Source organism: Kitasatospora sp. NA04385 (assembly GCF_013364235.1).
In the GTDB taxonomy this organism is placed as follows: Bacteria; Actinomycetota; Actinomycetes; order Streptomycetales; family Streptomycetaceae; genus Kitasatospora.
In genome coordinates this window covers 2,799,853-2,822,377 of the sequence record NZ_CP054919.1, presented here as the reverse complement: position 1 = coordinate 2,822,377, position 22,525 = coordinate 2,799,853, and the positions used below count along the sequence as shown (strand labels likewise).

Below are 22,525 nucleotides of genomic sequence, written 5' to 3'. Positions count from 1 at the left end.
GGCGACCGGTGAATTCCGGGTGGAGACCATGACGGGAATTGAACCCGTGTAAACCGTTTTGCAGACGGTTCCCTGAACCACTCGGGCACATGGTCATGAGTGGGGCGAGGCGGGACGGCAGGCGCCGACGGGCCTACGGGGAGGGCGGTTGCGGATCAGGCGCAACAGCGACAGGAACACGCGCAGCCGGGACAGGGGGCACAGGTGCGGGGCGCTGCGAGGGCCACCGTCTTCCTGTTCATCGCCATCTCCTGTCGCGTTACGGGCTGCGCCGGTTCGTTCCGGTGAATTCACTATAGCGGGCGGGGGTGGGGCGGCGTCAATATTCTCCGGTGAATTCCGCGTGTCGGCGCTGTGCTACCTTCGGAGTGAGGCGGCCGTTCGCGGCTCCCCCGGACGAGGTGCGTCGTACCCGGCACGACAAGACGGCGCGGTAGGTGGTTCGACTACTGCGGAGGAGTCCGTCGTCATGGCCTGGGTGGTTCTGATCGTCGCCGGAGTGCTGGAGACCGGGTGGGCGGTGGCACTGGAGGCGTCCAAGGGGTTCTCCCGACTGGTGCCGAGCGTGGTGTTCGCGGTGGCGCTGGCGCTCTCGATGGGCGGCCTGGCGTACGCGATGCGGTCGATCCCGCTGGGCACGGGGTACGCCGTGTGGGTGGGCATCGGCGCGGTGGGCACCGCGGTGTACGGGATGGCGGCGATGGGGGACGCGGTGAGCGCGGCCCGGATCACCTGCCTGGTGCTGATCCTGTCCGGAGTGGTCGGGCTCAAGGTGCTGCACTGACGCGACCGCGCCGGCCGGGTGCGGGGACCGGGACCGGGCCCGGGCCCGGCGGGGCTCCGGTTCCCTCCGCAGGTCAGGATCAAAACGCGCCAACGGCACTTACCATGTCGTGGTGACCAGCACCTCCCCGGCCGAAACGGCGGCACCCGCGCATCCGCCCCTCCCCGACGACGGCACCGGCGGGGTGCTCAGCGGCCCCTGGCGGGCGCTGACCCTCGGCATCGTGTCGGTGGTGCTGCTGCTGGCCTTCGAGGCGACGGCGGTGAACACCGCGATGCCGACGGCCGCCCAGCAGTTCGACGGCATCGGCCTGTACGCCTTCGCCTTCTCCGGGTACTTCACCACCACGCTGCTGGCGATGGTGGTCTCCGGGCAGTGGTGCGACCGCAGCGGCCCGCTCGCACCGCTGTTCAGCGGCATCGCGGTGTTCGCCGCCGGGCTGGTGACGGCCGGCACGGCGGTGAACATGTGGATGTTCGTCGCGGGCCGGGCGGTCCAGGGCCTGGGCGGCGGCCTGGTGATCGTCGCGCTGTACGTGGTGGTCGGCCGGGCGTTCCCGGAACGGCTGCGGCCGTCCGTGTTCGCGGCGTTCTCGGCGGCCTGGGTGCTGCCCTCGATCCTCGGCCCGGTGATCTCCGGCGCGGTCACCCAGCACGTCGGCTGGCGCTGGGTGTTCCTCGCCGTGCCGGTGCTGGTGCTGCTGCCGCTGGCCGTGATGGGCCCGGCGCTGCGCCGCACCGAGAAGTCCCAGCCGCCGCTGCAGGCCGGCCCGTACGACTGGCGGCGCACCCGGGACGCGGCGATGGTCGCGGTCGGCGCGGCGCTGCTGCAGTACGCGGGCCAGCGGCTCGACCCCTGGGCGCCGCTGCCCGCCGCGGCGGGGCTGGCGCTGCTCGGCCCGGCGGTGCTGCGGCTGCTGCCGCGCGGCACGCTGCGGGCGGTGCGCGGGCTGCCGACGGTGATCCTGCTGCGCGGGGTCGCGGCGGGCGCGTTCTTCGCGGCCGAGCTGTTCATCCCGCTGATGATGCAGACCCAGCGCGGGCTGTCGGTGACGATGGCGGGCCTGACGCTGGCGCCGGGCGGGCTGTCCTGGGCGTTCGGCTCCTGGCTGCAGGGGCGGCCGGGCGCGGAACGCTACCGGGCGGCGATGATCCGGACCGGTTTCCTGGCGACGGCGGTGGCGATCGGCGGGGCGGCGCTGGTGCTGTTCCCGGCGGTGCCGGTGTGGGTGGCCGCCGTCTTCTGGGGGATCGGCGGCGCCGGGATGGGCCTGGCGATCGCCAGCATCAGCGTGCTGATGATGAAGCTGTCCAAGCCGGAGGAGACCGGCGGGAACTCGGCCGCCCTGCAGCTCAGCGACGCGCTGGGCAACGTGCTGCTGACCGGTCTGGCCGGGGTGCTGTTCGCGGCGCTGGGCGGCGGCGCGGTCGGCGCGGCGGACCACGGCGGGGCGGCGCTGCCGGCGGGGGCGTTCGCCGCGGTGTTCCTGACCATGCCGGTGGTGGCCCTGGTCGGCGCGGTGCTCTCCGGCCGGGCGGGCGCCGCGCGCGGCCGGGCCTGAGGGCCGACGGCCCGGAGCGCCGCGCGGCGGCACCGCGCGGCACGCGCAGCGACACCGCACCGCCCGGACCGCGCCGCCGGACCGCGTCGCACCGCCGCCGCACGGCGCTCCGGCCGGGCCGCGGCCCCGTGCGGAGCGCGACCCGGCCGGAGGCGCGGGGGAGGAGACAGGGAGGGGAGGGGCGGGGGAGCCGGGGCCTACTTGCCGCCCGCCACCACCGGCACGGACGGCGACGCGGCGCCGCCGGCCGGGATGCCGCTCCCGCCGAGGTAGGCGTTCCACCCCTCCTTCGGGGCCTGCCCGGGGGCGAGCGCCTGGAGCTTCTTGAGGACCGCCGGGTCCTGCGCCTCCAGCCACTCGACCAGTTGCCGGAAGGAGACCATCCGGACCTCGGGCTTGCCGGCGATCTGCTTGAGCGTCTCCTCCACGGCGTTCATGTAGATGCCGCCGTTCCACTGCTCGAAGTGGTTGCCGATGATGAACGGCGCCCGGTTGCCGTTGTAGGCGCGGTCGAAGCCGGCCAGGTACGAGTCGCGGGCCTGGGTCTGCCAGAAGGCCTGCTTGCCGGGGTCGCCCTTGGTGTTGTCGCCGGACTGGTTGTACATGATGTTGTAGTCCATCGAGAGCACCTGGAAGCTGTGCCCGGGGAACGGGATGGACTGCAGCGGCATGTCCCACAGCGCGCCGCCGGCGAACTTCTGCGGCCACATCTGCAGGCCGCCGGGGCCCGAGCTGTCGTACTTCCAGCCGCGCTTCACGGCGGTGGGGAGCAGCCCGCGCTGGCCCTCCAGACAGGGGGTGCGGCCGCCGATCAGCTCCTTGCGGTAGTCGAAGGGCAGCGCGGGCAGGTCGGTGTTGCCGGTGTTGGTGCGCCAGTTCATGACGAAGTCCATGGCCTGCTGGATCTCGCTGTCCCACTCCTCGGGGGACCACCGCCCGCCGCCGTTGGCGCCGCAGAAGTGGCCGTTGAAGTGGGTGCCGATCTCGTGCCCCTCCAGCCAGGCCGCGCTGACCTGCTCGATGGTGGAGCGGATGTGCTGGTCGCTGAGGTAGCCGATGTCGGAGGCGCCGACCGAGTGCTGCGGCGGGTGGTACAGCGACTTCTTCGACTCGGGCAGGGTGTAGATGCCGCTGAGGAAGAAGGTCATGGTGGCGTCGTGGTCCTTGGCGAGCTTCCGGAACCGGCTGAACAGCTGGTTGTCGAGCTCGCCGGCGCCGTCCCAGGAGAAGACCACGAACTGCGGGGGCCGCTGCCCGGCCTCCAGCGGGACGGCCTGCGGCTGGTTGGGCTGCGGGCCGGTGTCGGAGGTGGAGCCGTCGCCGATCAGGGTGGCGGGGGGCTTGGGAACGGCGCTGGGGCTGCCGTTCGAGGCGAGGCCGTCGGCCTGGGCGGGCGGGGCGGCGCCCCCGCTCCCGGAGGTGCTCGCGCAGCCCGCGGCGAGGGTCGCGGCGGTCGCCGCACCGGCGGCCAGCAGCGTCCTGCGGGAGAGGGCGTCCATGTCTCACATCCGTTCACCAGGGAGTCAGGGGAAGTCACCGGCCGGATGAACGGTCCATCAGATGAAATGGAGAGATGCGTCGTCCGGGGGAGTCGGCCTCAGCATGGCACGCGTCCGCTCGCCGCGCAGGTAAGCACGGCCCTGGTACGGATGACCGGGGGACGGCGCACCGAAACGCTCACCTGTTCGGAGCACCGGGCCGGGGTGGCGGCGGCCCGGGGGAGTTGACTTGACGTCAGATGGCACGACCCGCCGGTGCGCCGAGGCACCGCACCCGCTCCGCCCGTCCCGCCCGCCCCGTCCGCCCCGCAGACCCGGAGGTCGCACCCGACGATGTGGCAGCCGCTGATCGACGCCTACCGGGACCGGATCGTCGACACCGGGAGGGAGCCGCTGTTCCTGCTGCTGCTCGGCCTGGTGCTGTCGTTCCTGTTCATCCGGCTCAGCACCAGGATGATCCGGGCCCGGGTCCGCTGGTGGCCGGGCAACGTCACCCCGGGCGGGATGCACATCCACCACGTGGTGTTCGGCCAGGCCCTGCTGCTGGTGTGCGGGGTGGCGGCGTTCGCGCTGCGCGGCGACGGCGGCGGCTGGTGGAACCTGCTCGGCTTCGGGTTCGGCGTCGGCGCCGGCCTGGTGCTGGACGAGTTCGCGCTGGTCCTGCACCTCAAGGACGTCTACTGGTCCACCCAGGGCCGCACCTCGGTGGACGCCGTGATGTTCGCCGTCGCCATGATCGGGCTGCTGCTGGTCGGCGAACTCCCGCTCGGCGGCTTCGCCCGGCACCCCGACGGGCCGACCCTGGCCGGGGCGGCCGTGCTGCTGGCGCTGGTGGCGGTCAGCCTGCTCAAGGGCAAGACCTGGACGGGGCTGCTGGGCATCATGCTCTGGCCGCTCGCCCTGGTCGGCGCCGTCCGGCTGGCCCGGCCCGCCAGCCCGTGGGCCCGCTGGCGCTACCGCTCCCGCCCCCGCCGGCTGGCCCGGGCCGAACGCCGCGAGGACCGGATCCACCGCCGCCTGGTCGCCGCCAAGACCACCGCGTACGACCTGGTGGCCGGCACCCCCGACGCCGACCCGGAGACCGAGCAGACCGCCGCCGCGCCGACCCCGGCCGCGCCGACCCCCGCGCCGTCGAACCCGCGCCGCCCGCGCCGGTGCCCGAGCGGCCGCCCGCGCCCTGGCGGCTGCGCTGCGCCTCGGCGGCCCGCTGGTACCTGCGGGCCGCCACCCTGCTCAACCTGCTCGGCGCGCTGGTCGCCCCGTTCCGGGCCCAGGTGGAACGGGCCGACCGGGGCGAGTACTTCACCCCGGTGCTGGTCACCTCCGGCTTCACCACCGCGCTGCTGGCCGGGCTGCTCGCGGTGATGCTGCGCCGCCGCAAGCGGGCCGCCTGGATCACCGCCCTGGTGATCACCGCCGCGCACACCGCCGTCTACGCCCTCGCGCTGGCCTTCCCCGAGTACCGCGCGCACCCGTTCAACTGGGTCTCCGCCGCGCTCACCCTGGCGCTGCTGCTGGCCCTGCTGGCCGGCCGCCCGGTGTTCCGGGTCCGCGGCGGGCGCGGCAACCTGCCGCTGGCCGCCGCCGTGCTGCTGCTCGGCGGGGCGCTGCTGACCGGCCTGGGCGCCCTCGCCGTCCGGCTCTGGCACACCGGCGCGGTGCCCGGCTGGGACGAGGCCGCCCGGTACGCGGCGCTGCGGCTGGTCACCGTCTCCGGCGTGGTCGAGGCCACCGGCGTGGACGTGCCGCGCTGGCTCGACCTCGTCCTCAACCTGCTCGCCACCGCCCTGCTGCTGCTCACCCTGCGGATCCTGCTGCGCTCCCCGCACGGCACCGAGTGGCAGCGCCCCGAGGACGAGCTGGCGCTGCGCGCCCTGCTGGCGCGGCACGGCGGCCGCGACTCGCTGGGCTACTTCGCGCTGCGCCGCGACAAGTCGGTGTGCTTCTCGCCCAGCGGCAAGGCCGCCGTCGCCTACCGGGTGGTGGGCGGCGTGGCGCTGGCCTCCGGCGACCCGGTGGGCGACCCGGAGGCCTGGCCGCAGGCGATCGAGGAGTGGCACCGGCTGGCCCGGGCGCACGCCTGGATCCCCGCCGTCACCGGCGCCGGCGAGCGCGGCGGCACCGTCTACGTCCGGACGGCCGGGCTGCGCGCGCTGCACCTGGGCGACGAGGCGGTGGTCGACCCGGTCGGCTTCACCCTGGAGGGCCGGGAGATGCGCGGCCTGCGGCAGACCTGCCGCCGGGTCGAGCGGGCCGGGTACGCGGTGCTCCTGCGCCGCCACCGGGACGTCCCGCCGGAGGAGTTCGCCGACCTGGTCCGGCTGGCCGACGCCTGGCGGCACGGCCGCACCGAGCGCGGCTTCTCGATGGCGCTGGGCCGGCTCGGCGACCCGGCGGACGGCGACTGCCTGCTCGCCCAGTGCCTCGACGGGGCCGGGCGGACGGCCGCGCTGCTGTCCTTCGTCCCGTGGGGCGCCGACGGGCTGTCGCTCGACCTGATGCGCCGGGACCGGGAGTCCGACAACGGGCTGGTCGAGTACACCGTCGCCGCGCTGCTCGGCCGGGCCGCCGAGTTCCGGGTGGCCCGGGTGTCGCTGAACTTCGCGATGTTCCGCGAGGCGTTCGAACCGCGGCTGGGCGCCGGGCCGGTGCTGCGGCTGTGGCGCGGGGTGCTGCGCTTCCTGTCCCGGTGGTGGCAGCTGGAGTCGCTGTACCGGGCCAACGCCCGCTACCGGCCGGCCTGGGAGCCGCGCTACGTGCTGTACGAGAAGCCCTCCGAGCTGCCCGCGATCGGCCTGGCCAACGCGCTGGCGGAGGGCTTCCTGACCAGGCCCCGGCTGCGCCGCGGCGGCCGCCGGCCCTGACGGCGCGTCACCGGCCGCGTCACTCGGACAGAACCCACGGGGTGCTGCAACCTCGGGCGCCGGGTGAACTGGGCGGGTCGGGGTCAGGGTCGGCGGGCGGTCGGAGGGCGTGCGGTGGGCGAGCGGACGTGGACGGGGGCGGTGGCGGCCGCGACCGCCGTCGTCACGGGGGCGTGGATGCTGCACGGCGGGCTGGCCGGCACCCTGCCGCCGGCGCCGGTCGCGGCGCAGGCGTACGACGGCACCCCGGTGGGCCCGGCCGTCCCCGCGCTGCCGCCCTCGCCGCCGGTCCGGGTGCGGATCCCGGTGCTCGGGGTGGACGCCCCGGTGGCCCGGCTCGGCCTGGACGGCGAGGGCCGGCTGCAGCCGCCCCCGGAGGAGGACCGCAACCTGGCCGGCTGGTACCGGGACGGCGCCGCCCCCGGCTCCAGCGGGACGGCGGTGCTGGCCGGGCACGTGGACAACGCGCACGGCCCGGCGGTGTTCTACCGGCTGGGCGCGCTGCACAAGGGCGACCAGCTGGAGGTCTCCCGGGCGGACCGGGCCAGCGCCTGGTTCCAGGTCGACGGCGTGGAGGTCTACCCGAAGAGCGGGTTCCCGGACCGCAAGGTGTACGCGGCCACCCCGGACGCCCAGCTGCGCCTGATCACCTGCGGCGGCAGCTTCACCCGGGAGGGCGGCTACGACGGGAACGTGGTGGTGTACGCGCACCTGGTGCGCACCCAGCGGGCCTGAGCGGCCGCCGTCCGGACGGGGCGTGCGGGGCGTCCCGCCGGGACGGCGACCGCTCAGGCCAGCAGCTCGGCGAGCGCCCGGTCGCAGTCCAGGTGGCGCAGCTCCTGTCCCTCGGGCACCACCAGGTGGCTGTGCCACAGGAAGCGGCGCAGCTCGGCGCGGTCGAACTGGAGCAGCGCGACGCCCTCGGGGGAGCGCAGCTCGACGACGGTGCGCCGGCCGGACGCGGGGCGGATGTGCACGTCGCCCTCGCCGCTGGGCAGGTCGAGCCCGGAGGCGAGCAGCTGGCGGGCGAACACCCACTCCACCCCGTCCACCCCGTCGGCCCCGGCGGCTTCGCCGAACGGGTCGTCGGCCGGGTCGGGGAGGGCGCCCAGCGGGCCGTCGGACGCGCCGACCGCCTCCAGCGCGTACTCGGCGGGGAAGACCATCCGGACCGCCAGCGGGTCGTCGGCGCGGTACCGCAGGGTGACCCGCAGCAGCGCGGAGCGGTGGGTGCTGACGATCAGTCGGGCGTGGGTGGTCTGCTCGACCGGCGCGGGCGCTGCGGACACGGCGGTTCCTCCTGAGGGCGTGCTGGTGCGGATGCGACCGGTGTCGCCTCCCGCTGATGGAGAGTCACGAGGGACGGAAACCATTACGCCGGTTCCGAGCCCGATTCAAGTGACCTGCATCACACCCGAACGGGTCGGTCCGGGCGTTCCGGACCGCCGGGAACGGCCATTCCACGGGCGGCGGCCGGGCTGCCGGGCCGCCGCCCGGGCGCCGCGCGGCCTCCGGCGAATCACCCGTTCGGCCACATCGGGGGGAGCGCCGGCCCCGCCGTGTGAAGGTGCGGTGACAGTCGTACGAATCCGGTGGGACGCGCGCCACAGGGGCGTGCCGCGGCGGCCGGCGAGCCGCGGGAAGGGGCTAGGCTGGGCGGGTTCCACGACCGCCCGCCGACCGCGGGGGCAGGGCCTCGCACAGGCTCTGACCTGCGACGACCCCGTTCGGAGACCGTGACTACCGCCGCCTCCTCCTCGATGGCCCCGCTGTTCTCGCACGCCGACAGCACCCACCCCCGCCCGAGCGGCACCTCCGCCGCCGCGCACCTCTCCCCGGCCTTCCCGGGCCGCGCCCCCTGGGGCACCGCCGCCAGCCTGCGGGCCTGGCAGCAGGGCGCGCTGGACCTCTACATCGAGAAGCAGCCCCGGGACTTCCTGGCGGTCGCCACCCCGGGCGCCGGAAAGACCACCTTCGCCCTGACCCTGGCGTCCTACCTGCTGCACAACCACCTGGTGCAGCAGGTCACCGTGGTGGCGCCCACCGAGCACCTGAAGAAGCAGTGGGCCGAGGCCGCCGCCCGGATAGGGATCCGGCTCGACCCGGCGTACTCCTCGGGCCCGCTGTCCAAGGACTACCAGGGCATCGTGATCACGTACGCGGGCGTCGGCGTCAACCCGATGCTGCACCGCAACCGCACCGAGGCGCGCAAGACGCTGGTGATCATGGACGAGATCCACCACGCCGGCGACTCCAAGTCCTGGGGCGAGGCCTGCTTCGAGGCGTTCGAGCCGGCCACCCGCCGGCTCGCCCTCACCGGCACCCCGTTCCGCTCCGACACCAACCCGATCCCGTTCGTCCAGTACGAGGCGGGCGGCGACGGCATCCGCAAGTCGGTCGCCGACTACACCTACGGCTACGGGCACGCGCTGGCCGACCACGTGGTCCGCCCGGTGATCTTCCTCAGCTACTCCGGCAACATGCGCTGGCGCACCAAGGCCGGCGACGAGCTGGAGGCCCGGCTCGGCGAGCCGATGACCAAGGACCTGATCGCCCAGGCCTGGCGCACCGCGCTCGCCCCGCAGGGCGAGTGGATCCCGGCCGTGCTCCAGGCCGCCGACCGGCGGCTGACCGAGGTCCGCAAGGGCATCCCGGACGCCGGCGGCCTGGTGATCGCCACCGACCAGACGGTGGCCCGGGCGTACGCCAAGCTGCTGCGCGAGATCACCGGCGAGAAGGTCACCCTGGTGCTCTCCGACGAGACCGAGGCCTCCCGGCGGATCTCCGACTACGCCGAGGGCACCTCGCGCTGGATGGTCGCGGTCCGGATGGTCTCCGAGGGCGTCGACGTGCCCCGGCTGTGCGTCGGCGTGTACGCCACCTCGATCTCCACCCCGCTGTTCTTCGCCCAGGCCGTCGGCCGCTTCGTGCGCGCCCGCAAGCGCGGCGAGACCGCCTCGGTGTTCCTGCCGACCATCCCGATGCTGCTCGGCTTCGCCAACGAGATGGAGCTCCAGCGCGACCACGTCCTGGACCGGCCCAAGAAGGAGGGCGAGGGCCTCTTCGACGAGGAGGACCGGCTGCTCGCCGAGGCCGAGAAGGCCAACGACGGGGCGGACACCGGCACCGAGGAGTTCTCCTACGAGGCGCTGGGCAGCGACGCGGTCTTCGACCGGGTGCTGTACAACGCCATGGAGTTCGGCATGCAGGCGCACCCCGGCAGCGAGGAGGAGGAGGACTACCTCGGCATCCCGGGCCTGCTCGAACCCGACCAGGTGCAGATGCTGCTCCAGAAGCGCCAGCACCGGCAGATCCAGCGCTCCAAGGCCAGGCCCGCCGAGGAGGCCGACCTGCTGGAACTCCCCGCCGAGGAGCGCCCGGTGGTCACCCACCAGGAACTGCGCGAACTGCGCAAGGAGCTGAACGCGCTGGTCGCCGCCTGGCACCACCGCACCGAGCAGCCGCACGGCAGCATCCACAACGAGCTGCGCCGGCAGTGCGGCGGCCCGCTCACCGCGCAGGCCACCGCCAACCAGCTCAAGGCGCGGATCGCCCGGATCCGCGAGTGGGCCACCCAGGGCTGAGCCCCGCCCGGCCGTCGCGTCCGGCCGCCCCGCCGCCCCGACCGGGTGCCGACCGGTCGGGGCCGCGCCCAGATATCGGACACTCGTGCGTTCGCGCCGCGGGCTATGTGCCCCTTGTTCCGTTTTGTCATCACGACTTCCCATCGATGACGCCCGAATTTTGGACAACCACTTCCACCGGGCGCCCCCGTTCACTAGCGTCTCCCCACACTCATCCGGGCCCCACCCGCCGGCCCGGCCGGGTGTCGCGGAGTCCCATGCCCTGCCGATGTCGCCCGGGCCGGCCTCCCGCGCTGGAACACCCTCCCCGCGCGCGACCAATTCCGGTGCGGCCAAAGGCAGTTCTGCCGTAAGGTCGGACCTGCCGCGGAAAGGACCTGGCGCCTCGTGACTGCTGAGACTTCCCAGACCCTGGACAGGGGTGTCCGGGTACTGAAACTGCTCGCCGACTCCGAACGCGGGCTCACGGTGACCGAACTGGCGGCCCGGCTGGCCGTCAACCGCACGGTGGTCTACCGCCTGCTCGCCACCCTCGAACAGCACGGCCTGGTCCGCCGGGACATCGGCGGCCGGGCCCGGGTCGGCCTCGGCGTCCTCCGGCTCGCCCACCGCGTCCACCCGCTGCTGCGCGAGGCCGCGCTGCCCGCGCTGCGCTCGCTCGCCGAGGACCTGGGCGCCACCGCCCACCTCACCCTGGTCGACGGCAACGAGGCGCTCGCCGTCGCCGTGGTCGAACCGACCTGGACGGACTTCCACGTCGCCTACCGCACCGGCCTGCGCCACCCGCTCTCCGAGAGCGCGGCCGGCCGGGCCATCCTGGAGGCCCGCAGCTTCCCCGGCCAGCGCCGCCCCGAGCAGGGCTGCGTGATCACCCGGGCCGAGGAGCAGTCCGGGGCCAGCGGCGCGGCCGCCGCGCTGATCGGCCTCAGCGGCATCGAGGGCAGCGTCGGCGTGGTGATGCTCAACGGCCTCGTCCCGGAGCGGGTCGGCCCGCGGGTGATCGAGGCCGCCACCGAGGTCGCCGACGCGCTGCGCTGAGCCCGCCGCCGCACCGCGCCGGGCCCGCACGGGTACCGGGGTGTGTTTGGATGCGGGGGTGGCTTCCCAGAACCTGCCCCCGGTCCTGACCTCCCCGCGCTCCCGCGCCCTCGGGCTGTGCGCGCTGCCGGTGCTCGCGCTGTTCGCGGTGGCCGCGTTCGTGCCGCTGCCCTACACCCTGGAGTCGCCCGGCCAGACCGCCGACACCCTGGGCACGTACGAGGGCGCCCGGGTGATCACGATCAGCGGGGCGGAGCAGCGGCAGACCTCCGGGCAGCTGCGGGTGGTCACCGTCAGCGCCACCAACCCGGGCGTGCGCAACACCCTGTGGGACACGATGGCGGCCTGGGCCGACCCGGAGAAGGCCGTGGTGCCCACCGACGAGGTCTACCCGCAGGGCGACCCGGCGAAGGCGGACGAGGCGACCCAGCAGCAGATGACGCAGTCCCAGGACAGCGCCACCCTGGCCGCGCTGGGCTACCTGCACCTGTCGCCGGAGCAGGTCCGGGTGCGGATCGACCTCGGCCAGATCGGCGGGCCGAGCGGCGGGCAGATGCTGGCGCTGGGCATCATCGACAAGATCGCCGGGGACGGCAAGGGCGGCGACCTGACCGGCGGGCGGAACGTGGCCGGCACCGGCACGGTCGACGCGGACGGGCGGATCGGCCAGGTCGGCGGCATCCCGCTGAAGACGCAGGCGGCGCACGCGGCCGGGGCCACGGTGTTCCTGCTGCCGCGCAGCGAGTGCGCGCAGGGCAAGGTCAACACCCCCGACGGCCTGCAGCTGATCCCGGTGGACACCCTCTCCGACTCGGTCGCCGCGCTCCAGGCGCTGAACGGCGGCGGTGCGGTGCCGCACTGCTGACGGCCCGTCGCGTCCGGCGGGCCCGCCGGACGGATGGGACCGGGCGTGGCACCCCCGTGCGCCCGGCCCTCGTGCTCTTCTCTCTCTTCCCCCGGGGAGCGCGTCCGGGCTACAGCCCGAACGCGGCCGTCACCAGGTCGTCGCCGACCCGGGCGCGCAGTCGTGCGGCGATCTCCGGTAAGCGGTGGGCCTGGGTCATCGGCAGCGACACCGCGATCGCGGCCAGCCCGCTGCCCAGCACGATCGGGACCGCCGCCCCGGCCGTGCCCAGCGTGTACTCCTGGTACTGGGTGATCGGCGCGGCCCGCTGCGGCCCGTGCCGGGGCAGCAGCGGCAGGTGGGCGGGTTCGCGCAGGGTGTAGGGGGTGAACGGCACCATCGGGTAGCGGGTCAGGTGGCGCCGCCGCTCCTCGGCGGACATCAGGGCCAGCAGCGTCTTGCCGGCCGCGTGGGCGTGCGCCCCGGCCCGGAAGTGCCGCGGATCGGCGGTGGGCGCGCCGGGGGCGGGCGCCGCCGCGACCAGATCGACCTCGCCGTCCTTGTACCGGGCGAAGTGCACGGCGGCGGACAGCTGGTGGGCGATCCGGCCGAGCAGCCCGTCCAGCCGGGACCGGCCGGCGGCCGGGCTCTCCACCCGGTCCCGGGTCAGGCCGGAGACCGCCGGTCCGGTGCAGTAGAGCCCCGCGCGGCGCTCCAGGTAGCTGTCGTGCACCAGGGTGCGCAGCAGGTGGTAGGTGGTGCCGAGGGCCAGCCCGGTGTCCCGGGCGAGCTGCTTGGCGGTGGCGCCGGACGGGTGCCGGGCGGCGGCCTCCAGGAGCCGCAGGGCCCGTTGCGCGGACGCGATCAGGGTGGTCTGCGGCTCGGTGACCCGGCTCATCGCTGGGCCTCCCCCGGTCGAACGGCCCGCCGGGGGGCCGGTGCTGACGGTGGGACGGCTGGCGGGCACTCGGGGAGTGCGGTCCATGTGCTCATGGCTGCGATCTTCGCCTGCACGGGCAGGAGGCATATGCCAATGGATCCCCGGCAAGGGGAGGAGCGCCAGGACGGACGGGCACCGGCGCAGGGTCAGCGCCCGGCCCCCGGCTGCGTCCCCGGCTGCGCCTCCGTCCGGCCCCCCGTCCCGGCCGCCTGCTCCACCAGCGGCAGCACCCGGTACGGCACCGGGTTCTCCAGCGCGATCGCGGTGGACGCCCGGACGATCCCGTCGAACCCCACCACCCGGTCGATCACCCGCTGCAGGTCCGCGTTCGAACGGGCCACGATCCGCACCAGCATGTCCCCGTGGCCGGTGATGGTGTGCAGCTCCAGCACCTCCGGCACCGCCGCCAGGTGCGCCCGGACGTCCGCGCCCTGCCCCTGCGAGATCTCCAGCGTCGCGAACGCCGTCACCGGGTAGCCGAGCGCCGCCGGGTCCACCTGCGGGCCGAACCCGCCGATCACCCCGCGCGCCTGCAGCCGGTCCAGCCGGGCCTGCACCGTGCCGCGCGCCACCTGCAGGCGGCGCGAGCACTCCAGCACGCCGATCCGCGGCTCCTCGGCGAGCAGCCGGATCAGCCTGCCGTCCAGCGCGTCGATGGCGTCGGGCTGCGGGGGCACGGGCGGCTCCGGGGGAGTGGTGCGGACGGGTCGGGGCTCCGACCGACATTGTGCGGTCGGCGCGGCCCGTGCGTCAGCCCGGCGGACGGTCAGTTGCCGACGACGAAGGTCTGCACGTCGGGCTCGTGCCCGTTCCAGGACACGAACACCATCGAGGCCCGGTCGTCCTTGGAGAAGCTGACCTGCATCCACTGGTCGCCGTGCCAGACCTGCACCGACCAGCCCGGATCCGGCACCGCCGACACCAGCCTGGCCTCGGTGGGCCGCTGGTCGAGCGCCACCCGGCCGCCCAGCACCGGATAGCTGTGCACCGTGCTGGGCGGGCTGCTGCTCCGGCGGGCCGGGGTGGTGGGCCGAGCGGACACCGTCGCCCCCGCGCCGGACCCGCCCCCCGTCCCCGCGCCCGGCGTCGGGCTCGGGTCCGGGTCGGGCGTCGGGCTCGGGGCCGCCGCGGAGGGCGGCGGCGGACCGCTCGGGGAGACCGGCGGAGTCGTCCCCGCCGGCGGGGACGAGGCCACCGAGGGCAGCTGAACCGCCGCCGGCTGCTCGAAAACCGTGTCGACGAGCACCGCGTGCACGCCGAGCCAGGACAACGCCACCGCCGCTCCGGTGGCCGTCGTCCAGGCGCCCAGTTGAACCAGTCCGCTCCGCATCGCGGGCCCATCCTGCCGTACGAATGTCACGGCCAGGTCAGTGGGCCGGGATATCCGCAGAAACCTTGTGGAAAAAGAGCGCGCAGCTTCAGGGAAGCTCAAGGGACGGCCTCCCGCGGGGGTGGTCGGGGCCACCCGAGGTACAGACCACTGGGCCGCGATGCCGTACCGTGCAGCCCCATGGCAACAGTGCTTGTGGTCGAGGACGACCCCTTTGTGCGTTCCGCCCTGATCCGCCATCTGGCCGACACCGGCCACGCCGTGCGCTCCGTCGGCACCGCCCTGGAGGCCCTGCGCGAAGTCGCCCAGGTCGGCTGCGACCTGGTGGTCCTCGACCTGGGCCTGCCGGACCTGGACGGCAGCGAGGCGCTCAAGATGATCCGGGGCCTGACCAACGTCCCGGTGATCATCTCCACGGCGCGGGACGACGAGGCGGAGATCGTCCGGCTGCTGAACGACGGCGCCGACGACTACCTGGTGAAACCTTTCTCCGGTGAACACCTGACCGCCCGGATGGCCGCCGTCCTGCGCAGACTGGGCGGCGGCGCCCTGACGGCCCCGCAGATCCTGCGGGTCGGCGGCCTCGCCATCGACCCGCAGCGCCGCGAGGCCCTGCTCGACGGGCAGCGGCTCGACCTCACCCGCCGCGAGTTCGACCTGCTGGCCTTCCTCGCGGCCCGCCCCGGCGTGGTCGTCCCGCGCAAGGAGATCCTGGCCGAGGTGTGGCGGCAGACCTACGGCGGCGACCAGACCATCGACGTCCACCTGTCCTGGCTGCGCCGCAAGCTCGGCGAGACCGCCTCCAGCCCGCGCTACCTGCACACCGTGCGCGGCGTCGGCGTCCGCCTGGAGGCGCCCTCCGGACCGGCCGGGTGCACGACGTGAAGCGCATCCTCCGCTCGTTGCGCTGGGCGATGGTCAAGGCCGCCATCGCCGGCACCGTCATGGTCGCGCTCGCCTTCCTCATCCCGCTCGGCCTGATGGTCCAGCAGACCGCCCGGGACCGGGCGTTCACCGCCGCCGAACGGCAGGCCGCCGCGCTCGGACCGGCCCTCGCCATCACCACCGACCAGCAGGCCATCGCCAAGGCCATGGCCTCCACCGACGCCGGCACCCAGGACCGGCTCGCCGTCCACCTGCCCGGCGGCATCACGGTCGGCAACGCCCGCACCGAGAACGACCAGCTGCCCAGCACCGGCAACCAGGGCATCACCCGCACCGTCCGGGCCGGCACCGCCCGGGTCGACGGCGGCTACGTGCTGCTGCAGCCGGTCGCCGTCGACGGCGGCGGGATCGCCATGGTCGAGGTGTACGTCCCGGACGCCGACCTGTCGCGCGGCGTCGGCACCGCCTGGCTGGTGCTCTCCGGCGTCGCGCTCGCCCTGGTCGCGGTGTCCGTCGCGGTCGCCGACCGGATGGGCACCCGGATCATCCGCTCCGCCCGCCGCCTGGCCACCGCCGCCCGCTCGCTCGGCTCCGGCAACCTCACCGTCCGGGTCCCGGTCGAGGGGCGCGAGGCGGCGGGCGCGCCCGAGGAGCTCCGGGAGGCCGCCTACGCGTTCAACGCCATGGCCGACCGGGTGGTCCACCTGCTCGCCGCCGAACGCGAGCTCGCCGCCGACCTGTCGCACCGGCTGCGCACCCCGCTCACCGTGCTCCGGCTCAACGCCGCAGCCCTGGGCGAGGGCGACGCCGCCGACGCCACCCGGCACGCGGTCTCCCAGCTGGAGCGCGAGGTCGACCAGATCATCCGCACCGCCCGCCGCGACCCGGTGGACGCCCCGCCGGTCGCCCTCGGCTGCGACGCCGTCGAGGTGATCCGGGACCGGGTCGCGTTCTGGTCCGCGCTCGCCGAGGACGAGGGCCGCCCCTGGCAGCTGGCCGGAGACGAGGAGCCGACGCCCGTCCCGGTGCAGCGCGGCGACCTGGCCGCCGCCGTCGACGCGCTGCTCGGCAACGTCTTCCGGCACACCGCCGTCGGCACCCCCTTCGCCGTCGACGTGGTCGCCACCGCCGACGCGGTCACCGTCCTGGTGGGCGACGGCGGGCCCGGCATCACCGACCCGGCCACGGCGATCCGCCGCGGCGCCGGACACGGCGGCGAGGGCTCCACCGGCCTCGGCCTGGACATCGTCCGCAAGCTCGCCGAGGGCACCGGCGGCGAGGTCCTGGTCGGGCGCTCGGCCGTCCTCGGCGGCGCCGAGGTCTCGGTGCGGATCAACATCCGCACCGAAGTCGAACTGCCCCGGCAGCAACGCCGCCGGAGCGGCCGGCTGATCCGCAAGGACTAGCGGGCCCGGGGACGCGACGACGCCGGCACGGGAGCTGTTACCGCGGGGGCGACAGCTCGGTGCCGCGCCCCTCCCTTAAATATGTCCTAAGCGGCGGCCAATGCTGCCTCATGCCGCCCCGGTGCGGACGACCGGGCCCGCCGCCCCGACTAACGTCAGCCGGCACCGGGGTCGGCGACCCCGGACCACGTACGCGAACCGGGGTCCGTCCCACCCCGGGACCCGTACGCGCGCGACCGGGGCCGCTGCGCCCCGGACCGGACGGTGCGGCCACCGCACGTGACCGACACCACCGCGCGCACCGGCACCGCGGCCGCCGCGCCGCCGGAACCGCACCGCCGGCCGACCGCGCCGCGGCCCGTGCCGTTCCCGGCGGACCGGCCCCGAGCTGCGGCCGCCCCGGGCCGGGTCGCCGTCCGGCCGCTCTCCCCAGCGGCCGGGCGGCAGCCCCAGGAGGGGAGCCCGGGGCGACCGCGACCGGTGGCGCCCGCCGACCGTTCGGGTAGTGTCGGCTGCTGGCCCAGCGCAGGTCGACGGCGGACGGAGCAACACAGTGACCACGGTGCAAACGGAACGGGGCACGCCCCCCGGCGGCCCCGCCCGGCCGCCCGCCCCGGCCTGGCAGCGCGCCCTCACCGCCCCCGTCCGCCAGGGCGCCGCCGTCACCGCCGCCCTGCGCGCCGCCCCCCGGCGCCCGCTGCTGGCGGCCGCCGGGATCGCCCTGGTCTCGCTGCTCGGCTACGCCGTGGTGCGGCACCTCGCCGGCACCTCGATGGTCGACATGATCGTCTACCGGGCCGAGGGCGCCGCCGTCGCCGACGGCCACGACCTGTACGCGCTGCGGGTCACCGAGTGGAACCTGCCCGCCACCTACCCGCCGTTCGCCGCGATGCTGTTCGTGCCGACCACCTGGTTCGGCGTCCCGTTCCTGCGGCTGGCCGTCACCGGCGCCAACCTGCTGCTGCTGGCCACCCTGGCCCACCTGTCCTTCAAACTGGTCGGCTGGCCGCGCCGCGACCTGCGCCCGGTCGGCGTCCTGCTGGTCACCGGACTGGGCGTCTGGCTGGAACCGGTCTTCACCACCCTGCGCTACGGCCAGATCAACCTCGCGCTGGCCTGCCTGATCCTCTGGGACCTCACCCGCCCCGACTCCGCCCGCAGCAAGGGCGTGGCCATCGGCATCGCCGCCGGCATCAAGCTCACCCCCGGCCTGTTCGCCGTCTACCTGCTGATCACCGGCCGGGTCCGGGCCGCGCTCACGGCCGGCGCCACCTTCGTCGGCACCTTCCTGATCGGCGCGCTGGTGCTCCCCGACGCCACCCGCGGCTACTGGACGAAGTACATGTTCGACTCCAGCCGGGTCGGCAAGACCGTCATCGTCGACAACCAGTCGCTGCGCGGCACGGTCGCCCGGCTGCTGCACGTCGAGACCCCCGGCGTCGTGGCCACCCTGCCCACCGCCCTGGTCGCCGTCGCCGGGCTCTCCATCGCCGTCTGGGCGCACCGCAGCGCCCGCTGGTCGCCGCGCGCCGACGCCTGGAGCGTGTGCGTCGCCCTGGTCACCGCCGTGCTGGTCTCCCCGATCAGCTGGACCCACCACTGGGTGTGGTGCGTGCCCGTGCTCGTGCTGCTCGCCGCCGAGGCCGCGCACGAGCGCTCCCGCCCCGCCGCCGTCCGGCGGCTGCGCTGGCGGCCGATCTTCGGCCTGACGCTGCTCGGCTTCCTGTCCTTCGCCATGTGGATCGTCCCGCACAAGGGCGACCTCGACCTGCACCTGTCGGTGCTCAAGCAGTTCCCGGCGAGCGTCTACCCGCTGATGGGCCTGTGCTTCCTCGCCGTCGCCGCGCTCCGGGTCCGCTCCCGGCGACGCGCAGGCGGCGCCCCGCCGGTGCGCGTCCCCGCCCCGCGCACCGACCCGGACGGGCTCGACAGCTCCGGCGCGCAGAAGGCCCCCGCGGCCCGCTGAACCCCGGCGGCGGCGTCGTTGGCCTTCGCGCCGTTCGTTTCCCCGCCCTTCGCCTTCGGGCCGTTCGTTTCCGTGCCGTCCGGGCGGCTGTCCGTCTCCGGGCGTCCGGGGCCTCCCGACGGCGGGCGCTCCGGGGGACGGCCGGGCGGGCGGGTCGGACCGCACCGCGTCCGGACCTGCACCCGTACCCGCGCCCGTACCCGCGCCCGGACCGGCCGTGCGCGCCCCCTCACGCCAGCAGCTCCGCCAGTGAACCGTCCAGGTCCATCGCCTCCAGCTCCGCGCCCGGCGGCACCAGCCGGTGCGCCCGCTCCAGCCAGGCCGCCACCGTCGGCAGCGGCGCCTCCAGCAGCGCGTCCCCCGCCGGCGAGGTCAGCGCCATGCACAGCACGCTGCGCCGCCCCGACCGGGTCGGCCAGATCCGCACGTCGCCCTGACCGCACGGCCGGAACGTCCCCTCCACCAGCAGCTCCCGGGCGAACACCCAGGTCACCGGCGTCCCGCTGTCCAGGTGAAAGGTCACGTACACCGCGAACGGGTCGTGGCTCCCGTACGACAGCCGCGCCGCCACCGGGACGCTGCGCTCCGGCGACAGCACCAGTTCCAGCTCCAGTTCCTGCTCCACCACTCCGGTCGACTGCCCGGCCATCGTCCTCACCCTCTCCGCCTCGCGGGGCCGCCGTTCGACCCCCGCACCAGCCGAGAGCGCGGGCCGCGCGGACTCTTACACGGGTTCCGCGAGTTCCCGCGGAACTTTTTTCCGGCGGCCCCCCGCAGAACCTTTTCCGCCCCGCCCCGGTTGTTCCGGACGGGAACACCGGCACACCGGGGCCGCCCGACCGCGGCTCCGCCCCGCCCCCGGAACGGCCCCCGCCGCCCCGGGCGCACCCGCAGTACCACGTGTGCCCGCTCGTTTCACGAGTTCCGGTGAACCCGGGGGACGAGGTCGTTCGAGGTACTACCCTTTGTGACTGCCCGGCGACTCTCCGCCCGCGGCTCCCCCACGCACGTCCGCACACCCGCACGCCGCGGTGCCGGTACGAAGGAAGACGCAATGACGGACCGGCCCTCCACCACCGGCGCGACCCTCGCCGGGGACGCCGGAGCACCCGGCTACTACCCCGACCCCTCGGTGCCCGGCTTCCTCCGCTACTGGGCCGGCCACGCCTGGGTCCCCGGCACCAGCCGCCCCGCACCCGGCCCCGGCGAGCCGCTCGACCCGCCGCGCTTCGTCGCCCGCTACCTCAGCCCGCCCCCCTACAGCCTCCCGCCCGGCCTCACCTTCGCCGCCCCCGCGGACCCGGCCGCGCCGCTGGTCGAGACCGGCCCGATCTACTTCGACGAGACCGGCGCCCAGGCCGTCTTCACCATGCCCGCCCACCCCGAGCCCGGGGCCGGGGGACCGGGGGCGGGGGCCGCTCCGGGAGCCGTTCCGGGGGCGGTTCCGGGGCCGGGTGCGGCGGCCGAGCCCGGGCCGGGGGAGCTGGAGGTCCGGCCCCGCCACCAGGTGGAGTCGCTGCGGCCGGTCGGTCCCGCCGGTCCGCTCGGTCCCGCCGGTCCGGTCGCGGCCGGTTCTGCCGAGGTGACCCCGTGGGCGGTCGCCGGGAACGGGCTGCAGCCGGTCGCGGTCGAGTCCTGGGCCACCGCGGCCGCGCTGCGCCTCGGCAGCGAGGACGGTAGTGGCGGCCACCCGGGGCTGCCGGCCGGTGCGGTGGTCGCACCGCGGAAGGGGCGCGGTGCGCGGGTGGCCGGGGCGGGTGGCCCGGAGGCGCGCGAGGCGGAGTCCGTGGCTCGGCCGCTGGAACTGCCCGTGCAGGCAGAGCCGGAGCCGGTCGCGGGCGGGACGTCCGGGCCGCGGGCCGCCCGGCCGCTCGGCGGGACGCCCTGGCACGGAGGCGGCGCCGGGGACGAGGCCGGGGACGGTTCGGTCGGGATGGCGGCCTCGCCCGGGGCGCTGTTCGAACCGGTGCCGGTGCCGGTGCCCGCGCAGTCGCAGCAGTTCGCCGGGCGACCGGCGTCGGAGCCGGTGTCGGAACCGGAGCCGGTGTCGGAGTCGGCGGCGGAAGCGTTGCCGCAGCCGAGGTCGGCCGACTCCGGTTCGGGGTGGCGGGCCGATCCGCAGGCGCAGCGCGGACTGATGGAGACCGGCGGGGCGCCGCGCTGGGTGTCCTGGGGCGTCGACCCGGAGTCCGGCCAGACCGATGAGGCCGATGAGGCCGAGGTCGAGGCCGCCGCTCCGGTCGAGACCGGGCCCGCGGGCGGGGACGCGGACGGCGGCGGGCCGGAGGCCGAACGGCCCGGGCGGGAACCGCGGGCGGCGCACGTCACCAGTGAGCGGGTCCGCCCGCCGCGCCGCGCCGAGCAGACCCGTCCCGAGCAGACCCGTCCTGAACAGCCCCGTCCCGAGCAGGCCCGCGCGGAGCGGCCCCGTACCGGCTCCTCCGCCCGCCGTTCCGCTCCCGCCACTACTCCCGCTGCCGGGAAGCGGCGTCCGGCGGCTCCGGCGCAGGTGAGCGCGGGGGTCGGGGCGCGGACGTTCGCGTGGCTGGTGGACGCTGCGGTCACGGTGGTGGTCGGCGCGGCCGTCGCGGTGCCGCTGGCCGCGACCGTACGGGCGCACGTCCAGGCGAAGATCGACCAGGCGGCGCTGGCGGCCAGCATGACCGGCCGGCAGCGCCAGGTCTGGCTGCTGGACGGGACGGTGCTGGGCCGGGTGGGCGTGCTGCTCGGGGTGCTGCTGGTGTTCGGCCTGCTGTACCAGGTGCTGCCGATCGCCCGGACCGGCCAGACTTTCGGCAAGCGGATGGCCCGGGTCCGGGTGGTCGCCGCGGGCGGTACGGGCGCTCCCGGTTTCGGCCGGTCGCTGGTGCGCTGGCTGGTGCGCGGGCTGGGTACCGCCGTCCTGCTCGGCCCGGTCGCCGCGCTGCTGGACCGCCCGGCCCGGCGCGGCTGGCACGACCGGGCGGCCCGGACCAGGGTGGTGCGGGCCGAGCGCGGCTGACGCCGGGTCAACCGGCCGCCGTCGCCGCCGGGATGGCCCGACCGTCCGGAAGCCTGCAAAACGGACAGAAACGGATCAAATATCCCAACATCGTAGTATTCGCGGTGTTCTACTCGTGCCATGAGCACCAGCGACCCGTCCGGAACCGAGCCGGAGGAGGGCGGCCGGCCTTCCTTCGACAAGCAGCCCCCGTCGTCGGGCAGCCCGTACGACACCCCGCCCGGCTACGGCGGCCAGTACGGCGCGCCGACCGGCCCGGGCTCCCCGTACGACAACCCGCCCCCCGGCTACGGCCCCCCGCCCGGCGGCCCGGCCGGACCGGGCGGACCCGGTGACCCGTACGGCTCGCCCTACGGCGCGCCCGGCCCCGGCCCCGTCCCCGGGATGCCGCCGCTCGGCGGCTGGGGTTCGCGCATCCTCGCCCGGCTGGTCGACTACGTGATGGTGCAGGTGATCGCCATCGTGGTGCTGCTCCCGTTCCTGCACTTCAACGAGCAGAGCGGCTGGGTCGGCTCGTTCTGGCTCAGCGGCGCGCTCTACCTGGTGTACGAGGGGCTGATGCTCAGCCGGGACGGCCAGACGCTCGGCAAGAAGCTGATGAAGGTCCGGGTCGCCATGCTCGCCGACGGCTCCTCCCCCACCCCCTCGGCCGCCTGGACCCGCGCCGCCGTCTTCATCGTCCCCGCGCTGATCTGCTGCGGCGGCCTCTGGTGGGCGGTCGACGGCCTGTTCGGCGTCTTCGACAAGCCCTACCGGCAGTGCATCCACGACAAGGCGGCCAAGACGGTGGTGGTCTCGACCGCCTGACACCCGCGCACCACCT

General features: G+C 75.3%; 19 protein-coding genes, 1 tRNA gene and 1 riboswitch. Of the genes, 13 read left to right on the top strand and 7 right to left on the bottom strand.

What is annotated here, in order from left to right; all coding sequences use genetic code 11:
• Positions 1 to 20: 20 nt before the first annotated feature.
• Positions 21 to 95: transfer RNA gene (locus HUT16_RS12335), tRNA-Cys, on the bottom strand.
• 275 nt (positions 96 to 370) lie between these two features.
• Positions 371 to 435, top strand: a riboswitch (guanidine-III (ykkC-III) riboswitch).
• A 34-nt stretch (positions 436 to 469) separates the two neighbouring features.
• Between HUT16_RS12335 and HUT16_RS12330 the strand changes: the two genes are divergently transcribed.
• On the top strand, positions 470 to 784 hold the full coding sequence (locus HUT16_RS12330) for a multidrug efflux SMR transporter (protein ID WP_176188201.1): 315 nt from the start codon (positions 470 to 472) through the stop codon (positions 782 to 784).
• A 112-nt stretch (positions 785 to 896) separates the two neighbouring features.
• Positions 897 to 2,345, top strand: a complete 1,449-nt coding sequence (locus tag HUT16_RS12325) for an MFS transporter (RefSeq protein ID WP_176188199.1) — start codon at positions 897 to 899, stop codon at positions 2,343 to 2,345.
• Positions 2,346 to 2,542: 197 nt separating this feature from the next.
• On the opposite strand, the gene HUT16_RS12320 is transcribed toward HUT16_RS12325, so the two are convergent.
• Positions 2,543 to 3,844, bottom strand: coding sequence for a hypothetical protein (locus HUT16_RS12320; protein ID WP_176188197.1), 1,302 nt, complete (start codon positions 3,842 to 3,844; stop codon positions 2,543 to 2,545).
• Positions 3,845 to 4,998: 1,154 nt separating this feature from the next.
• Here HUT16_RS12320 and HUT16_RS37375 point away from each other — a divergent pair.
• Positions 4,999 to 6,708 carry a phosphatidylglycerol lysyltransferase domain-containing protein gene (locus HUT16_RS37375; protein ID WP_254897781.1) on the top strand — a complete coding sequence of 570 codons (1,710 nt, stop codon included), beginning with the start codon at positions 4,999 to 5,001 and terminating at the stop codon, positions 6,706 to 6,708.
• A gap of 114 nt (positions 6,709 to 6,822) precedes the next feature.
• On the top strand, positions 6,823 to 7,443 hold the full coding sequence (locus tag HUT16_RS12310) for a class F sortase (protein ID WP_176188193.1): 621 nt from the start codon (positions 6,823 to 6,825) through the stop codon (positions 7,441 to 7,443).
• 53 nt (positions 7,444 to 7,496) lie between these two features.
• Here the strand turns inward: HUT16_RS12310 and HUT16_RS12305 are convergent, their stop codons facing one another.
• Entirely contained in the window at positions 7,497 to 7,997 is a 501-nt protein-coding gene (locus HUT16_RS12305; protein ID WP_254897780.1) for an SsgA family sporulation/cell division regulator, read from the bottom strand.
• A gap of 471 nt (positions 7,998 to 8,468) precedes the next feature.
• Between HUT16_RS12305 and HUT16_RS12300 the strand changes: the two genes are divergently transcribed.
• From HUT16_RS12300 to HUT16_RS12290, 3 genes are all read left to right on the top strand, one after another.
• Complete coding sequence (locus tag HUT16_RS12300; RefSeq protein WP_176192634.1) at positions 8,469 to 10,292, top strand: DEAD/DEAH box helicase; 1,824 nt, start codon at positions 8,469 to 8,471, stop codon at positions 10,290 to 10,292.
• Positions 10,293 to 10,679: 387 nt separating this feature from the next.
• Positions 10,680 to 11,330 (top strand): IclR family transcriptional regulator, encoded by a 651-nt coding sequence (locus tag HUT16_RS12295; RefSeq protein WP_014135981.1) that lies wholly within the window; start codon positions 10,680 to 10,682, stop codon positions 11,328 to 11,330.
• 58 nt (positions 11,331 to 11,388) lie between these two features.
• Positions 11,389 to 12,195, top strand: a complete 807-nt coding sequence (locus tag HUT16_RS12290) for a hypothetical protein (protein ID WP_176188188.1) — start codon at positions 11,389 to 11,391, stop codon at positions 12,193 to 12,195.
• 109 nt (positions 12,196 to 12,304) lie between these two features.
• On the opposite strand, the gene HUT16_RS12285 is transcribed toward HUT16_RS12290, so the two are convergent.
• From HUT16_RS12285 to HUT16_RS38130, 3 genes are all read right to left on the bottom strand, one after another.
• A complete protein-coding gene (locus HUT16_RS12285; RefSeq protein WP_176188186.1) occupies positions 12,305 to 13,072 on the bottom strand; it encodes a helix-turn-helix domain-containing protein in 768 nt (255 codons plus the stop codon).
• Between the two features lie 188 nt (positions 13,073 to 13,260).
• Positions 13,261 to 13,791 carry an Lrp/AsnC family transcriptional regulator gene (locus HUT16_RS12280; protein ID WP_176188184.1) on the bottom strand — a complete coding sequence of 177 codons (531 nt, stop codon included), beginning with the start codon at positions 13,789 to 13,791 and terminating at the stop codon, positions 13,261 to 13,263.
• Positions 13,792 to 13,880: 89 nt separating this feature from the next.
• Complete coding sequence (locus tag HUT16_RS38130) at positions 13,881 to 14,102, bottom strand: hypothetical protein (RefSeq protein ID WP_254897779.1); 222 nt, start codon at positions 14,100 to 14,102, stop codon at positions 13,881 to 13,883.
• A 1-nt stretch (position 14,103) separates the two neighbouring features.
• Here HUT16_RS38130 and HUT16_RS38125 point away from each other — a divergent pair, with 1 nt between their 5' ends.
• From HUT16_RS38125 to HUT16_RS12260, 4 genes are all read left to right on the top strand, one after another.
• Entirely contained in the window at positions 14,104 to 14,322 is a 219-nt protein-coding gene (locus HUT16_RS38125) for a hypothetical protein (protein ID WP_254897778.1), read from the top strand.
• Positions 14,323 to 14,624: 302 nt separating this feature from the next.
• A complete protein-coding gene (locus tag HUT16_RS12270; RefSeq protein ID WP_176188180.1) occupies positions 14,625 to 15,329 on the top strand; it encodes a response regulator transcription factor in 705 nt (234 codons plus the stop codon).
• 17 nt (positions 15,330 to 15,346) lie between these two features.
• Entirely contained in the window at positions 15,347 to 16,735 is a 1,389-nt protein-coding gene (locus tag HUT16_RS12265) for a HAMP domain-containing sensor histidine kinase (RefSeq protein WP_254898292.1), read from the top strand.
• A 562-nt stretch (positions 16,736 to 17,297) separates the two neighbouring features.
• The gene (locus tag HUT16_RS12260; protein ID WP_254897777.1) at positions 17,298 to 18,701 is read left to right on the top strand and encodes a glycosyltransferase 87 family protein; all 1,404 of its coding nucleotides are present in this window, start codon (positions 17,298 to 17,300) and stop codon (positions 18,699 to 18,701) included.
• A gap of 229 nt (positions 18,702 to 18,930) precedes the next feature.
• Here the strand turns inward: HUT16_RS12260 and HUT16_RS12255 are convergent, their stop codons facing one another.
• Positions 18,931 to 19,350: an SsgA family sporulation/cell division regulator gene (locus tag HUT16_RS12255; protein WP_176188174.1), complete on the bottom strand. Its 420-nt coding sequence runs from the start codon at positions 19,348 to 19,350 to the stop codon at positions 18,931 to 18,933.
• Positions 19,351 to 19,755: 405 nt separating this feature from the next.
• On the opposite strand from HUT16_RS12255, the gene HUT16_RS12250 reads away from it, so the two are divergent.
• Complete coding sequence (locus HUT16_RS12250) at positions 19,756 to 21,702, top strand: RDD family protein (RefSeq protein WP_176188172.1); 1,947 nt, start codon at positions 19,756 to 19,758, stop codon at positions 21,700 to 21,702.
• Between the two features lie 120 nt (positions 21,703 to 21,822).
• Positions 21,823 to 22,509, top strand: a complete 687-nt coding sequence (locus HUT16_RS39225; RefSeq protein ID WP_176188170.1) for an RDD family protein — start codon at positions 21,823 to 21,825, stop codon at positions 22,507 to 22,509.
• Positions 22,510 to 22,525 lie beyond the last annotated feature (16 nt).

Coding starts and splice junctions, on each gene's coding strand:
- HUT16_RS12330 (WP_176188201.1), top strand. CDS start 470: ATGGCCTGGGTGGTTCTGATCGTCGCCGGAGTGCTGGAGACCGGGTGG.
- HUT16_RS12320 (WP_176188197.1), bottom strand. CDS start 3,844: ATGGACGCCCTCTCCCGCAGGACGCTGCTGGCCGCCGGTGCGGCGACC.
- HUT16_RS12300 (WP_176192634.1), top strand. CDS start 8,469: ATGGCCCCGCTGTTCTCGCACGCCGACAGCACCCACCCCCGCCCGAGC.
- HUT16_RS12285 (WP_176188186.1), bottom strand. CDS start 13,072: ATGAGCCGGGTCACCGAGCCGCAGACCACCCTGATCGCGTCCGCGCAA.
- HUT16_RS12270 (WP_176188180.1), top strand. CDS start 14,625: ATGGCAACAGTGCTTGTGGTCGAGGACGACCCCTTTGTGCGTTCCGCC.
- HUT16_RS12255 (WP_176188174.1), bottom strand. CDS start 19,350: ATGGCCGGGCAGTCGACCGGAGTGGTGGAGCAGGAACTGGAGCTGGAA.
- HUT16_RS12250 (WP_176188172.1), top strand. CDS start 19,756: ATGACGGACCGGCCCTCCACCACCGGCGCGACCCTCGCCGGGGACGCC.
- HUT16_RS39225 (WP_176188170.1), top strand. CDS start 21,823: ATGAGCACCAGCGACCCGTCCGGAACCGAGCCGGAGGAGGGCGGCCGG.